Source organism: Actinoplanes auranticolor (assembly GCF_018332655.1).
GTDB classification, from domain to species: domain Bacteria; phylum Actinomycetota; class Actinomycetes; order Mycobacteriales; family Micromonosporaceae; genus Actinoplanes; species Actinoplanes auranticolor.
Window position 1 is genome coordinate 376,907 of sequence record NZ_BOQL01000026.1, and the last position, 13,227, is coordinate 390,133.

13 protein-coding genes are annotated in these 13,227 nt (G+C 73.8%); 2 read left to right on the forward strand and 11 right to left on the reverse strand.

The window, feature by feature from the left end:
- Positions 1-2: 2 nt before the first annotated feature.
- Both Aau02nite_RS17545 and Aau02nite_RS17550 read right to left on the reverse strand, forming a co-directional pair.
- Positions 3-905: a DMT family transporter gene (locus tag Aau02nite_RS17545; protein ID WP_212989487.1), complete on the reverse strand. Its 903-nt coding sequence runs from the start codon at positions 903-905 to the stop codon at positions 3-5.
- Positions 906-964: 59 nt separating this feature from the next.
- Positions 965-1,885 (reverse strand): LysR family transcriptional regulator, encoded by a 921-nt coding sequence (locus tag Aau02nite_RS17550; protein WP_212989488.1) that lies wholly within the window; start codon positions 1,883-1,885, stop codon positions 965-967.
- Positions 1,886-1,934: 49 nt separating this feature from the next.
- Between Aau02nite_RS17550 and Aau02nite_RS17555 the strand changes: the two genes are divergently transcribed.
- Together Aau02nite_RS17555 and Aau02nite_RS17560 are read left to right on the forward strand one after the other, a co-directional pair.
- Positions 1,935-2,420 carry a MarR family winged helix-turn-helix transcriptional regulator gene (locus Aau02nite_RS17555; protein ID WP_246595219.1) on the forward strand — a complete coding sequence of 162 codons (486 nt, stop codon included), beginning with the start codon at positions 1,935-1,937 and terminating at the stop codon, positions 2,418-2,420.
- Positions 2,417-3,664 (forward strand): MFS transporter, encoded by a 1,248-nt coding sequence (locus tag Aau02nite_RS17560; RefSeq protein WP_212989489.1) that lies wholly within the window; start codon positions 2,417-2,419, stop codon positions 3,662-3,664. Before Aau02nite_RS17555 ends, Aau02nite_RS17560 begins: the two co-directional genes overlap by 4 nt.
- Before the next feature lie 14 nt (positions 3,665-3,678).
- On the opposite strand, the gene Aau02nite_RS17565 is transcribed toward Aau02nite_RS17560, so the two are convergent.
- From Aau02nite_RS17565 to Aau02nite_RS17605, 9 genes are all read right to left on the reverse strand, one after another.
- The gene (locus Aau02nite_RS17565) at positions 3,679-4,284 is read right to left on the reverse strand and encodes a hypothetical protein (protein WP_212989490.1); all 606 of its coding nucleotides are present in this window, start codon (positions 4,282-4,284) and stop codon (positions 3,679-3,681) included.
- Complete coding sequence (locus Aau02nite_RS17570; RefSeq protein WP_212989491.1) at positions 4,281-5,600, reverse strand: hypothetical protein; 1,320 nt, start codon at positions 5,598-5,600, stop codon at positions 4,281-4,283. The genes Aau02nite_RS17565 and Aau02nite_RS17570 overlap by 4 nt, the downstream gene beginning before the upstream one ends.
- On the reverse strand, positions 5,597-6,400 hold the full coding sequence (locus tag Aau02nite_RS17575; RefSeq protein WP_212989492.1) for an ATP-binding cassette domain-containing protein: 804 nt from the start codon (positions 6,398-6,400) through the stop codon (positions 5,597-5,599). The genes Aau02nite_RS17570 and Aau02nite_RS17575 overlap by 4 nt, the downstream gene beginning before the upstream one ends.
- Before the next feature lie 77 nt (positions 6,401-6,477).
- Entirely contained in the window at positions 6,478-7,278 is an 801-nt protein-coding gene (locus Aau02nite_RS17580) for a cupin domain-containing protein (protein WP_212989493.1), read from the reverse strand.
- A complete protein-coding gene (locus Aau02nite_RS17585) occupies positions 7,275-7,826 on the reverse strand; it encodes an RNA polymerase sigma factor (RefSeq protein WP_212989494.1) in 552 nt (183 codons plus the stop codon). Before Aau02nite_RS17585 ends, Aau02nite_RS17580 begins: the two co-directional genes overlap by 4 nt.
- A gap of 68 nt (positions 7,827-7,894) precedes the next feature.
- Positions 7,895-9,397 carry an IMP dehydrogenase gene (locus tag Aau02nite_RS17590; RefSeq protein ID WP_212989495.1) on the reverse strand — a complete coding sequence of 501 codons (1,503 nt, stop codon included), beginning with the start codon at positions 9,395-9,397 and terminating at the stop codon, positions 7,895-7,897.
- Between the two features lie 61 nt (positions 9,398-9,458).
- Positions 9,459-10,544 (reverse strand): glutamate-cysteine ligase family protein, encoded by a 1,086-nt coding sequence (locus Aau02nite_RS17595; RefSeq protein ID WP_212989496.1) that lies wholly within the window; start codon positions 10,542-10,544, stop codon positions 9,459-9,461.
- Positions 10,545-10,604: 60 nt separating this feature from the next.
- The gene (locus tag Aau02nite_RS17600; RefSeq protein WP_212989497.1) at positions 10,605-11,498 is read right to left on the reverse strand and encodes a polysaccharide deacetylase family protein; all 894 of its coding nucleotides are present in this window, start codon (positions 11,496-11,498) and stop codon (positions 10,605-10,607) included.
- A gap of 44 nt (positions 11,499-11,542) precedes the next feature.
- A complete protein-coding gene (locus tag Aau02nite_RS17605; protein WP_212989498.1) occupies positions 11,543-13,222 on the reverse strand; it encodes a cyclic nucleotide-binding domain-containing thioredoxin-disulfide reductase in 1,680 nt (559 codons plus the stop codon).
- Positions 13,223-13,227 lie beyond the last annotated feature (5 nt).

Genomic DNA, 13,227 nt, shown 5'->3' on the forward strand with positions numbered 1-13,227 from the left:
GGTCACCGCGGCTGCGACGCGGCCGCGGTGACCGGGGCCCGGCGGGGACGGCGCAGGCGGTTCTCCGCGTACGCCATGCCGGCCAGCACGATGACCCCGCCGGCCACCGTGGTGAGGGTGATCCGCTCGCCCAGCGTGATCGCTCCGACGACGACCGCCGCGATCGGCACGAGGTAGTTGACCGCGGACGCCGTGGTCGCGCCCGCCTCCCCGATGAGCTGGAAGTACAGCACGTACGCCAGCCCGGTGCTCAGGACGCCGAGCAGCACGATGCTCACCGTCACCCGCGGCGTCAGCGTCACCGCACCCCACTGCAGGAACGGGCTGACCGCCGCCTGCAGCACCACGGCCATGGACAGCTGGCCGGCGGCGAGGGACATCGGCGGGAGGTGCCGCGGTGACAGGTACTTGCGGACGTAGACGAAGCCGGCGGCGTAGCTCACCGCCGCGCCGAAGCACGCCAGCTCCCCGCCGGCCGCGCCGAGCCCCGTGCGCCACGGCGCGATGACCACGACCAGGCCGGCGAAGCCCACCAGCAGCCCGACCAGTTTGCGCGCGGTGGCGCGTTCCTCGGCCAGCGCGAAGGCCGCGACCGAGAGGGTGAGCAGCGGCGTCGCGCCGACCAGGACCCCGGCGATACCGGCGCCCGCGGTGCGCTCGCCGTAGGAGAGCAGCAGGAAGGGGATGACGTTGCCGAACAGGGCGGCGGCGGCCAGGTGACCCCAGACGGCGGCGCCGCGCGGCAGTCCCATCCGGCGGACCGCCACGATGCTCAGTAGCACCGCCGCGCCCAGCACCAGCCGGGCCAGCACGAGCTGTGCGGGGGAGAGACCCGCCAGGGCCTCCTTGATGAACGTGAAGCTGCTGCCCCAGAGCAGGGCCAGAACCACGAAGCGAATCTTCATGGTCCTATCCTCGAAGTGCGGGGGCTCCGGCGTCCACCAGGCGTTTCTAAGCGCTTTTGTTAAGCAGAAATGAAAGATTGCTCCAGCTCGGCGGCGGCCCGGCGGAACGCCTCGACGACCGGACGCAGGTGTGGCGCCTGCACGGCGGCGTGCCGGAGGAACACCGAGACCTGACGCGCCGGCTGTTGCGCTCGTGGCGCCCGTACGGTCAACCCCGGCGCCTGGTCGGCACCGCACATCCGGGGTGCCAGCGCGACGCCGTGCCCGGCGCGGACCAGGGCGAACACCGAGACGTAGCTGTCCGCGGTGTGCGCGGTCCGGGGCGTGAAGCCGGCCAGCGCGCACTCGCGCAGGGCGATGTCGCGGCACAGGCCGGCCGGCGGCACGATCCATTCCTCCTCGGCCAGATCGGCGAGGCACAGGTCGGTGGTGGCCGCCCGCGGATGGCCGGCCGGCAGGATCACGTCGAGCGGGTCGACCAGCAGCGGCGTACGGGTGAAGCGCGCGTCGTCCGCCCGTACCTCCCCGTCCAGCCCGACCACGACGTCGGTCTCGTCGCGCAGCAGCCGGTCGAGCGCCTCCTCGGTGTCGGCCTCGCGCACCCGCAGGGTGAGCCGCGGCGCGTCGGTGGCCAGGCGGGCCATCGCCGGCACCGCCAGGGCCGGCACGGCCGTGGTGAAGCAGTCCACCCGGACCGTCGCGGCCGCCCCGCTCACGTAGGCGTCGAGCTCGGTCTGGGCCAGCTCCAGCTGGGCGAAGAGCCGGTCGGCGTGGCGCAGCAGCAGCCAGGCGGCGTCGGTGAGCCGTACCCGCCGCCCGTGCGGCTCCAGCAGCGGCGCCCCGACGTCCTTGGCCAGCAGGGCGAGCTGCTGCGAGACCGCCGACGAGGTCATGTGCAGCGCGGAGCCGACGGCGGTGACGGTGCCCCGGTCGCGCAACTCCCGCAACAGGCGCAGCCGCCGCAGGTCGATCTGTCCCATGCCCGCATCCTAGGCGGAGGATTTATATAAGCACTGTTACAGTTCCCCCGTGACTCCTCCCGATCTGCTCGACAGCAGTTACTACGGTCCGCTGTTCCGCCTGCTCGCCGACATGGACGCCGACATCGCCGGGCTCTACGCCGAGGCCGGCATCGAGGGCGTACGGACCCGTTTCGTCGGGCCGATGATCGAGCTGGGCCGCGGCGGCCCGCTGTCCATCAAGGAGATCGCCGAACGCCGCAAGGTCAGCCACTCGGCGATGAGCCAGACCGTCGCGGCGATGCGCAAGGCCGGCCTGGTCGAGCCGGCCGAGGACAGCGACGGACGCAAGCGCCGGGTCCAGCTCACCGCCCGTTCCCGCGAGCTCCTGCCGTTCCTGCAGGCCGAGTGGCGGGCCACCGAGGCGGCGGTGCTGGCCCTGGACGCCGAGCTGCCGTACCCGATCATGCGGGCGGTGGCCGACCTCCAGGCCGCGCTGCGCACCCGCCCGTTCGCCCAGCGGCTGCGCGACCAGCTCGCCGGCGAGCAGCCGTGAGCGCGCTCGACTCGCTGGTCGACCTGCGCCCGCTGCGCGAGAACCGCACGTTCCGCCGGCTGTGGCTGGGCACCACCGCCTCCGGCCTCGGCGGCCAGTTCGGCGGTTTCGCCGTCGTCTACTACATCTGGGAACGCACCCACAGCGCCGCCATGGTCGGCCTGGTCGGCCTGGTCAGCGCGGTCCCGCTGATCGTGCTGGCGCTGGCCGGCAGCGCGTTCACCGACCACGTCGACCGGCGACGGCTGGCGCTGGGCTGCTCCTACGGCCAGCTGCTGATCAGTGCGGGAATGGCCGGGGTGGCCGCCTCGGACGTGGGCGGCGTACTGCTGATGCTGGTCCTGGCCGGCGCCGCCTCCGGGCTGGCCGCCCTGGGCGGGCCGGCCAAGCAGACCTTCACCCCGGTGCTGCTCAGCGGGCACCGGTTGGCTGCCGGTCTGGCCCTGAACCACCTGTCGTTCCAGCTCGCCATGCTGCTCGGCCCGGCGGCGGCCGGCCTGGTCACCGCCCAGTGGGGGACGACCTGGTGCTTCGTCATCGACGCGGTCACCTTCGGCTTCGCGCTGATCGGCATCGCCGGCCTGCCCCGGGGCGTGCAGGGTGCGACGGGTCGCCCGGGTGCGGCGGCGGTCCGCGACGGCATCGCCTTCACCGTGCGCACCCCGCAGGTCCGGGGCGCGTTCCTGGCCGACCTGGCCGCCACGCTGCTGGCCATGCCCATCGCGCTGTTCCCGGTGATCAACGAGGAGAGGTTCGGCGGCCGGCCGGAGATCCTCGGGCTGTTCATCACGGCCGTCGCCGTCGGCGGGGTGCTCGCCTCGGTGCTGTCCGGCCTGGCCACGCGCCGCCGCCACCCCGGGACGGTGCTGCTGATCTGCGGGGCCGTCTGGGCCGTGGCGCTGGGCCTGGTCGGACTCAGCGGCCACCTGCTCGTGGTGCTCGGCCTGCTGGTGGTGGCCGGCGGGGCCGACACCTGGGCGGTCGTGTCCCGGGGCACGGTGGTGCAGTCGGTGACGCCGGCCGCGTACCGGGGACGGGTGGCCTCGCTCGAACACATCGTCGGCTCGGCCGGCCCGCAGCTCGGCAATCTACGGGCCGGCCTGGTCGCCACGGTGACCTCGGGCGGCGCGTCCCTGGCCATCGGTGGTGTCCTCGGCGTGGTGGCGACGGGCCTGATCGCGCTGACGACTCCCGCGCTGCGCCGCTTCACCGTCGAGGACCGGGTCACCGAGCCGGCGCCATGACGGGCCCGGTCGCCTCAGTGCTGGCCCGCTTCCGCCGGTGGGCGCCGGGCCGGTCCCGCCACCGCGTAGGCGACGAGCCCGGCCAGCGCGAGCAGCCCGGCCGTGACAGCCGCAGCCGTGCTCGCCGGCGGCTGGGACTGCCACGTCAGAATCTGGCCGAGGACCGGTTCCGTGCGGGGGTACAGGGCCGCGGCCAGGGTCCAGGCCAGCGGCAGGAACCAGGCCCGAGCGGTACCCGTCGCGGCGGCGGCCAGCGCGGTCAGCCCGAGCAGCCCGGCCGCGTCGCGCACCACCATCCACCCGGGCCCGAAGTGGGCGCCGGTCGCGAACGTGACCAGCAGCGGCGCCACGACGACCAGCAAGGCGACCAGCAGGTGGGCGACCCGTCGCCGGGGCCAGCGCAACGCGGCCGTGCCCTCCAGGGCGTCGTCCGGGCCGCCGAGCGTGGCGGTCAGCGCGACCACCAGCAGCAGGACGGTCAGGGCGACCATCTGGAAGCCCACGTCGCGGGCGTCGGAGAACAACGACCACAGTGACCACATCAGCACCGCGAGGCTGCCGGCTGCGGCCAGCGCCATCGGGGCCCGCCGGGAACGCAGATAGAGCGTCAGCCACCTCATCGCGCGGTCCCCGCGAGCATTCCCTCGTCGACCGAGCAGCTCAGTGCGGCCCGGCGCAGGGCCACCACGCGCGCCTTCGCCTCGCCCTCGGGCAGCTGCCGCAGGCTCTGCCACAGTTGCACGGCAGTGCCGTGGACCTCCGGGTCGCTCATCTCGTCCGCGACCGGCTCGCGTCCGAGCAGCCAGGAGGCGGCGGCGAGCCGCTCCGGCCAACCGGCCGGCTTCTCGCATCCGGGCGGGCTGGCGAACGCGCCGAACGCCACGTCGGCCGGAATCGCCGACGGTTCCAGGACGTGACCGTCCGGACCGGCCTCGACGCGGAGCAGGGCGACGTTCTCCCGCCACGCCGGGTAGACGTCGGGGTAGGACGTGGTGTCCTCGTGCGCCTCGACCGGCCCGTCCGGCAGCTTCGCCAGGACCGCCAGGCCCTCCCGGGCCTTGGGGGTCACCTCGGTGAGCAGTCCGGAGTGGACCCGGCTGACACACACGCGCGGCTGGTCCTCGGTGCAGACCAGGGCCCGCGCCACCGGGTCGATCGCGTCCGTGACGAGCCTGTTCCGGTGCGGCATCACGGCGATCGCCAGCGTGGCGCCCAGCACCACCGGCAGCAGCGCGGCCACGCGGATCCGCCAGCCGCCGGAGGCGAACAGCAGCACGGCGGCGACGGCGAGAGCGGCCAGCCAGATGGCCTGGGCGGCGCTGGCCCGGCCGGGCACGGTCGCATAGGCGCCCGGCATGTTCATCTCGTAGATCGGCGAGAACACCAGCGCCAGCCAGCCCCGCGGACGCGTCGCCGCCGGAATGAGCAGCAGCAGGGCCAGGCCCGCGATACCCAGGGCGGGAGCGGTCGCCACCGACGGCAGCAGGCGACCGACCGCCAGGCCGAGCCAGACCGCCGCGATCAGCGCGAGTGCGCCGACGGCCGTGACGACGAGGACGGCCACCGGGAAGTACCGCGCGGTGCTGATGATCCACACGGCGCCCGCGATGCCCATCACCAGGTAGCCGACCACCACCGCGACACCCATGGCGCCGAGCGTCGGCACCGTCCGTTGCGCCCGTGGACGGGGTGTGCTGCCGAACAGCTCCTCCACGTTGGACCGGTGCTCACGGCGGGCCTGCCAGGCGCCGGCGGCCAGAGCCAGCGGCCAGAGCACCGCCAGGTAGAGCCGCTGCGTCATGGCCAGCTGTATCCAGCCGGTGGAGAAGTCGATCCCTTCGGCGAAGAAGATCAGCAGGGTGCCGGCCACCGCCAGGGCCAGGGCCGAGCCGAGCGCCGCCGAGCGACGCAGCTCGATACCGAGAATGCGGGTCATCGGCCGGCCTCCGCCCGGTGCCGGCGCAGCAGCGCGGAATAGCCGCGCTCGGCCGCGCTGTCACCGGCGTCGCCCTGGCCGCCGCGCGTGACGAGGTCGTCCGGGGTGCCCTGGTAGACCAGCCGGCCCTCGTTGATCAGGACCACGTCCGTGCAGGCAACGACCACGTCCTCCACCAGGTGCGTGGAGACCAGGACGCAGCTGTCGACGCCGAGGTCGCGCAGTAGCTCCCGGAAGTCGAGGCGCTGCTCCGGGTCCAGCCCGACGGTCGGCTCGTCGAGCAGTAGCACCGCCGGGTCGTTGACGATCGCCTGGGCGATGCCGGCCCGGCGCAGCATGCCGCCGGACAGCGTCTTCATCCGGGCGCCGGCCTTGGCGGTGAGGCCGACCCGGTCGATCGCCCGCTGCACCGCGCCCGGCACCGCGGCCTTGGGCATCTCCTTGAGCCAGGCCATGTACTCGACGAACTCGCGGACCGTGAACCGCGGGTAGAAGCCGAACTGCTGGGGCAGATACCCCAGCCCGCGGCGCACCCGCCGCAGGTCGGCCCGGCCGTCGACCGCCTCACCGAGCAGCGTCAGCCGGCCACCGGCCGGTTTCACCACCGTGGCCAGGGCGCGCATCAGGGTGGTCTTGCCGGCGCCGTTCGGGCCGAGCAGGCCGTGCACCCCGGTGCCGAGGGCCAGGTCCAGCCCGTCGACCGCCAGGTGGCGTCCGGCGCGCACCCGCAGTTCCTCGGCGTGCACAGCCCAGGGGTGGGTGGTGGGAGCCGTCTCGTCCGCGCTCACCGTACGCATCATCGATCCTCCGAAAAATCCGGGCAGGTGCCCGGGAGCTCATGTAACGAACTTGCATGGGTTTTCCGCCGCGGGTGGGCTCAGTTGTGGCTGGACAGCCGGCGGAAGTTGTCGGCCCGCAGCAAGGCGAACCCGGCCAGCGTGAGGGTGAGCAGCGCCCACCCGGGAGAACTGCCTGCGCGCAGCACCACCGGCAGTTCGGCGGTGACCACAGCGGGCATGATCACGGCCAGCGCCCAGGCGGTACCGAGCCCGAGGGCGGCCCGGCGCACACCGACGAAGGCGCCCAGGGCGATGGTCGCGGCGGTGAAGGCCAGGCACGGCAGCAGCGTCAGGGCCAGAGAGATGCCCGCCCGGTCGCTGGCCAGCGCGAGCGCCGGCACCACCACGGCCAGCACTGCGGCCGTACGCCGCAACAGCATCGTCAGCCCGGCCGCCGGCGTTCCCGCGATCAGTTCCCAGGCCGGGTCGTGGCGCCGGCTCCAGGCGATCGCGACCCCGGGCAGTGGTGCCACCGGAGCCAGCAGCGACACCAGCGACGGCAGCCCGGGCGTCAGCGCCTGGAGCAGCACAGCGCAGGCCAGCACCCCGACCGTCATGGTCAGCCACGGGACCAGATGCCAGACCAGCCAGCGCTGGGGGGTCGCCGACCAGCTCCGGCGGCGCTCCGGGGCCGGACCGGTGGTGATGCCGTCGTCGATACCGGCGGCGACCCGGGCGAGCAGGGCCCGGGTGTCGTCCGCCGTGCTGCCCGCCACCAGGGCCCGGCAGTCCGCGCACCCTTCCAGGTGGACCTCGACGGCCCACACCGTGACCTCGTCGAGGTCGGCCGCCGGGTCGGCGTAGCGGGTGATCACGGTGGGGTTCGGATGGGTGGTCATGAGAGCGCCTCCCGCAGCGCGAGCCGGGCCCGCCGGGCCCGGGACTTCACCGTGTTCTCCGGTACGCCGAGCAGCAGCGACGTCTCCCGCACCGAGAATCCGTCGAGCACCATCGCCTGCAACACCTGTCGCGCCTCCGGCGGGAGCACGAGCAGGGCGTGTTCCAGTTCCTGGCCGACGCGGGCGGCCATCACCTCGTCCTCGGCGGCCGGGGCGACCGTCTCGGTGAGCGCCACCGCCGGAAGCTGGTTCTGCCGGGCCCGCCGCCGGAACGCGTCGACCAGGCGGTGGGCCGCGATGGTCCACAGCCAGCCGATCCCGTTGCCGGCGGTGGCGGACCCGGCGAAGGTGCCCGCGGCCCGCCAGACGGCCAGGTAGGTCTCCTGCATCACGTCGGCGACGACGTCCTCGTCGGCGCACCGGCGACGCAACCGGGCGAGCAGCCACGGCGACGTGCGCCGGTACAACTCGTCGAATGCGCCCCGGTCACCGGCGGCGGTGCGGCGTACGAGGTCGTCCTCGCCGGCCGCTTCCAAGCTTCGTCTCACACCCAGCAAGACGAAAGATCACCGCTCGCGGTTCTCCCGTGGCTGTGACATGAGTCACTCGCCGAGGATCAGCGACCGGCGTCGCCCGGGCGGTCCCGCAGCTGGATCTCGGCGCTGTTCTGCAGGAAACTCTGCTGCGACACCGGCACCAGCACCGCGTCACGGTGGAAGCCGGGCAGGCCGGTCGCCCCGCAACTGATCATCGTCGCCTTGAGCTTGGCGATGGTCAGGGCGACGTTGTCGTAGAGGCTGCCCGCGTACGGCACGTAGCCGTCGACGCCCTCCTCGAAGGTGAGCCGGCTGCCGCCGCCGTGCTCGTAGCGCGACACGTTGCGGGCCCGGTTGGAGCCCTCACCCCAGTACTCCTTGAAGAACTGCCCGCCCACCCGGACCAGGGGCGCCGGGCTCTCGTCGAAGCGGGCGAAGTAGCGCCCCAGCATCACGAAGTCGGCGCCCAGGGCGAACGCCACCGCCATGTGCGCGTCGGTCAGCAACCCGCCGTCGCAGCACAGCGGCACGTACACGCCGGTCTCCGCGGCGTACGCGTCCCGCCCGGCCACGACGTCGATCAGTGCCGACGCCTGCCCGCGCCCGATGCCCTTCTGGTCGCGCGTGGTGCAGATCGAGCCGCCGCCGATGCCGACCTTGACGAAGTCGGCGCCCGCGTCGGCGAGGTAGCGGAACGCGCGGGCGTCCACCACGTTGCCCGCACCGATCCGGACCCGGCCGCCGTAGGTGTCGCGGACGAACGCCAGGGTGTCGGCCTGCCACACCGAGTAGCCGTCGGAGGAGTCGATGCAGAGCAGATCCGCGCCCGCTTCGACCAGCGCCGGGATGCGCTCGCGGTAGTCGTGGGTGTTGACCCCGGCGCCGACCCGGAACCGCTTGTCGGCGTCGATGGACTCGTTGCGGAACCGCTTGTGCAGCTCGTAGTCGCGGCGCAGCACGATGGACTGCAGCAGACCGCCGGCGTCGACCACCGGCAGCACGTCGAGGCGGTGGTCCCAGATCAGCGTGTTGGCCTCGGAGAGCGTGATCGTGGGCGGGGCGGTGACGAGATCCTGCGCCGGTCGCATCCGGGACGCGACCGGGCTGGCCAGATCGTGCCGGTGCGGATGGAAGTCGTCGGTCGAGATCAGGCCGATGAACCGCCCGTGCGGGCTGCCGTCGTCCGTGACCACCGCGACGTCGCGTTCGGCCGACTCCAGCAGCAGCGCGACCTCGCCGAGGGTGGCCGACGGTTTGATGTTGATGTCGGAGAACCGGAAGCCGGCCTTGTGCCGCTTGACCGCCTGCACCATCGCGGCCTGGGCGGCGACCGGCTGGTTCTGGTGCACGAAGCTGAGCCCGCCGCACTGGGCCAGCGCGATGGCCAGCCGCGGCGAGGACACCGCGCCCATGATGGCGCTGGTCAGGGGAGTGGCCACCCGGATGGCGGCGGGCTCACCGACGCGGTGGCGCACCAGCGGCGCGCCGAGGTCGACGGTGTCCGGGGTGCAGTCTGCGGTGGTGAGGCCGGGGACGAGCAGGAATTCGTTGAGCGTTCGCGACACTTCGTCGAGGATCTTCACAAGGCTCCTGAGCAGTGGGCCGGGCCGACATAAAGGTACGAAACTACCAGTCGGCCCAGGCTCAGGGGCGCGCTGTCGCCCGGTCGAGGACGTCGTCGGCGGGGCAGCGTCCGCGCAGCACGTAGCGCTCGGTGAAGTCGGCCACCGCGTCCCGCAGCTCCCGGGAGACCCCCTGGCGGGCCAGCGACGCGTACGCCGCCACGAAGCACTCCCGCGCGGCCGCCGCCAGCTCCGGATCGGTGAGGGCGTCGCGGGCGGTCCGTTCCCAGACCCGGGGCGTGCCGGCCAGGGCCCGCGTCGCTGTCTCGGCCTCGGTGGCCGCCTGCGGGTCGTCGAGCAGGGCCGTGATCACCGCGAGCGGCACCCGCCACCCGTTGCCGGGCTGCCGGTCGGCCACGTCCAGCTCCAGGTGCCCGCGGGCCGCCACCGGGGGCCGCAGTTCCGTCAGGTGCCGGGTGAGGTCCGCGACGGTCGGCCGGTCACCGGGTCCGGACCGGCTCCAGGCGCGCAGGGTCCGGCCCGTGCCGGCCACCGGCGCGTCCAGGACCAGGGCCGTCCAGGCGGCGCGGGGGTCCGGCCCGGGCGGCGCGGACGGCAGGTTCCGACGCAGGGCCTGGCGGGTGCTGCGCCAGCCGGAGGGCCGGCCGCGCCGCAGCGGCGCGTTGGCGAACGCCGCGGCCAGCACGGGCGCGAGAGCGTGGGCCAGGTCCCACCGTCGGCGCAGCCCGTACGGCCCGTCGCCCTCGACGCCCGCTTCCAGGGCCACCCGGATGCCCGCCGTCGCGGTGGCGAACGTGTCGCCGCCGGCCGTGGCGGGATCGACGGCGTCGGCGGCCTCGGAGAGCACAGTGATCCCGTGGCCTGCGATCAGCGGCAGGGGCATCGGCAGGTCCTCGGCCATCCGCCCGGCGCAGACGTCGATCCCCGGCGAGGGTGGGCCGCTGACCACCGCGATCCGCGGCGACCGGGCGCCGAGCAGGCCGTGCCGTAGCGGTGGGCGTTCCCGCAGCGAGCCGACCAGTGAACCGGGCAGTCCCGGCTCGTCGAGCAGGAGGTCGACGGCGAGGCCGACGAAGCCGGGCACTCCAGGTGTGAAGGCGTGGTCGGCCACCAGGAGCTCGGCGGCCGGTTCGGTCAGCGACAGCACACGGCGCTCCCCGGGTCGATGCGAATGTCCATCCTACTCACCCGACAGGAATTATGGGTCTTAGGGGTGGCGGTGGTCGAGGGCCACGAAGCGGTAGCCGCGGGCCTGCAGGGCCGGGATCACCGTGCGCAGGGCGGTGTAGGTCTGCGAGCGGTCGCCGCCGCCGTCGTGGCAGAGCAGGATCCGTCCGGGCCGGGCGGCCAGCAGTCGCCGGGTGATCGCGGCGACGCCGGGGCGCGACCAGTCGCGCGGATCGTCGCTCCAGTCCAGGGGCACCAGCCGGGCCTTCGCCGCGGTCCGCAGCAGCGCCGGTGACCAGTCGCCGCCGGGGGAGCGGAACAGATTGGGGGCGTGCCCGGTGGTGTCGTAGATCTTCTCCTGGGTGCGGGCCAGCTCGCGGCGCATGTGGCGGTGCGGCCGGCGGCCCATCTCGGTGGGATGGCTCCACGTGTGGTTGGCCACCTGATGGCCGTCGCGGACCACGTCGCGGGCCACCGTCTCATGACCGAGTACCTGGTTGCCGATCATGCAGAACAGCGCGGGCACGTGATGCTTGTGCAGCAGCCGCAGGATTTTGGGCGTCCACACCGGGTGCGGCCCGTCGTCGATGGTCAGCGCGACCGCGTCGGCCGGGAACGCCGAGCCGGGCAGAGCGCGCCGGTAGTCCTCGAGGGTGGAGACCGGTTTCTTCAGCGGCCGCAATCCGGCCGGCACCGACGGTGCCACGGACGGCGGCGGTGCGGTCGGTCGCGGCGAGGCGGTGGCCCGGGGCGAGGGTACGCCGGCCGAAGCCGACGCCGAGCCGGCCAGCACCAGCGCACCGGCCAGTCCGGGCCCGGCCCGCAGCAGGCGCCGCCGGGAGATCGCCGGCTCTCGCGCACTCGCATTATCACTCTCCGTTATGGAGAGAGGGGGCGTTGCACGCTCGAGGAAGGAGGGTCGACGGAAGATCATGTGACGGAAAGCTATCAAGGCCGGACAAGGTAGCCGCGAGCGCGTCAGCCTCCGGCCACCGGCGCGGGCCGGCCCTCGCTCGGATCCTCGGTGCCGTCACGGTCCGTACGCTCGGTCAGGTACTGGTGCACCGACCGGATCACCGACGAGCCCTCGCCCACGGCTGCCGCCACCCGCTTCATCGAGCCCAGGCGCACATCGCCCGCGGCGAAGACCCCGTCCAGCGAGGTCTCGTACGGCAGCCGCGAACCGCCCAGCGCCACGTCGGTACGGATGAAACCGTCGTCGTCGCGGTCCACCTCCACCGGCAGCCACCCGGTCGCCGGCCGCGCCCCGATGAAGCAGAACAGCCCCCGGGCCGGCGCCTCGCTGACCACGCCGGTCGGGGTGTGCCGCAGCGCCACCGTCTCGAGGTGCTCGCCGCCGTCCACCGCCTCGACGACGGTGGACGACGCCAGCCTGATCACCGGGTGCGCGTCGATCCGGTCGACCAGGTACTGCGACATCGACTCGGCGAGGGACTCCCGGCGGATCACGATCGTCACGCTCGTACACCGCCGGGCCAGGAACAGGGCCGCCTGCCCGGCCGAGTTGCCGCCGCCGAGGACGAAGACCGGACCGCCGGCGCTGAGCCCGGCCTCCAGCTCGGTGGCGGCGAAGTAGATCCCGGCGCCCTCGAGCCGGTCCCAGTTCTCCAGCGGCAACCGCCGGTACTGGGCGCCGGTGGCGACCACGACCGTCCGGGCGGACAACCGGGTGTCGTCGCCGACGAGCACCGTGAAGCCGCGCGGCTGCGGCTCGATCCCGGTGATCCGGCACGGGCTGTTCAGCCGGGCCCCGAAGCGCTGCGCCTGGATCGTCGCCCGGGTGGTCAGCTCGGCGCCGGAGATGCCGTCCGGGAAGCCGAGATAGTTCTCGATGCGTGAGCTGGTGCCGGCCTGCCCGCCCGGCCCGGTCGCGTCGAAGACGGCGACCCGCAGCCCCTCGGACGCGCCGTAGACCGCTGCGGCGAGCCCGGCCGGACCGGCGCCGACCACGGCGACGTCGTACAGCAGGTCGTCGCCGGGCAGCTGGGCCAGGCCCAGCACCTCGGCGAGCCGGCCGGGCGTGCAGCGCAGCAGCACCCCGCCCGGATGCACGACCACCGGCAGGTCCGCGCGGGTCGCCCCGGCCGAGGCGAGCTCGTCCGGCCCGCCTTCGGCGTCCACGTCCACCCACCGGTACGGGATGGTGTTGCGGTTCAGGAACGTCCGCAGGGCCAGCGAGGCCTCGGACCGGTCGGTGCCGATGATCTCGAAAGGCGCGTCCCGGGCCCCGGCCAGCCGCAACCGGCGCCGGGCGATCATGGCGGTGACCAGGAGATCGGCCAGATCGGTCTCCCGGTCGAGCAGCTCCCGCAGCCGGTCCACCGGGACGGCCAGCAGCTCGCTGTCGACAGCGGCGCGGGCCGTCACGTACGGCCGTTGCCCGGTCAGCAGGTTCAGCTCGCCGACGAAGCCCCGGCTGCCGAACCGGGCGAACTCCACCTCGTTGTCCGGCGACTCGTCCCCGACGGCGATCTCACCGGAGAGCACCACGAGCAGATCGTTGCGCTCGTCGGCCGGGCTGTAGACCACGGCGCCGGCCGGCACCCGGCGCGGCCCGCCGTACGCCCGCAGCGCGGCGAGCTGCTCGTCGGAGAACCGGGGATCGGCGGGACCCGGGCCCGCTGCCGTGCTGGTCACCGGCC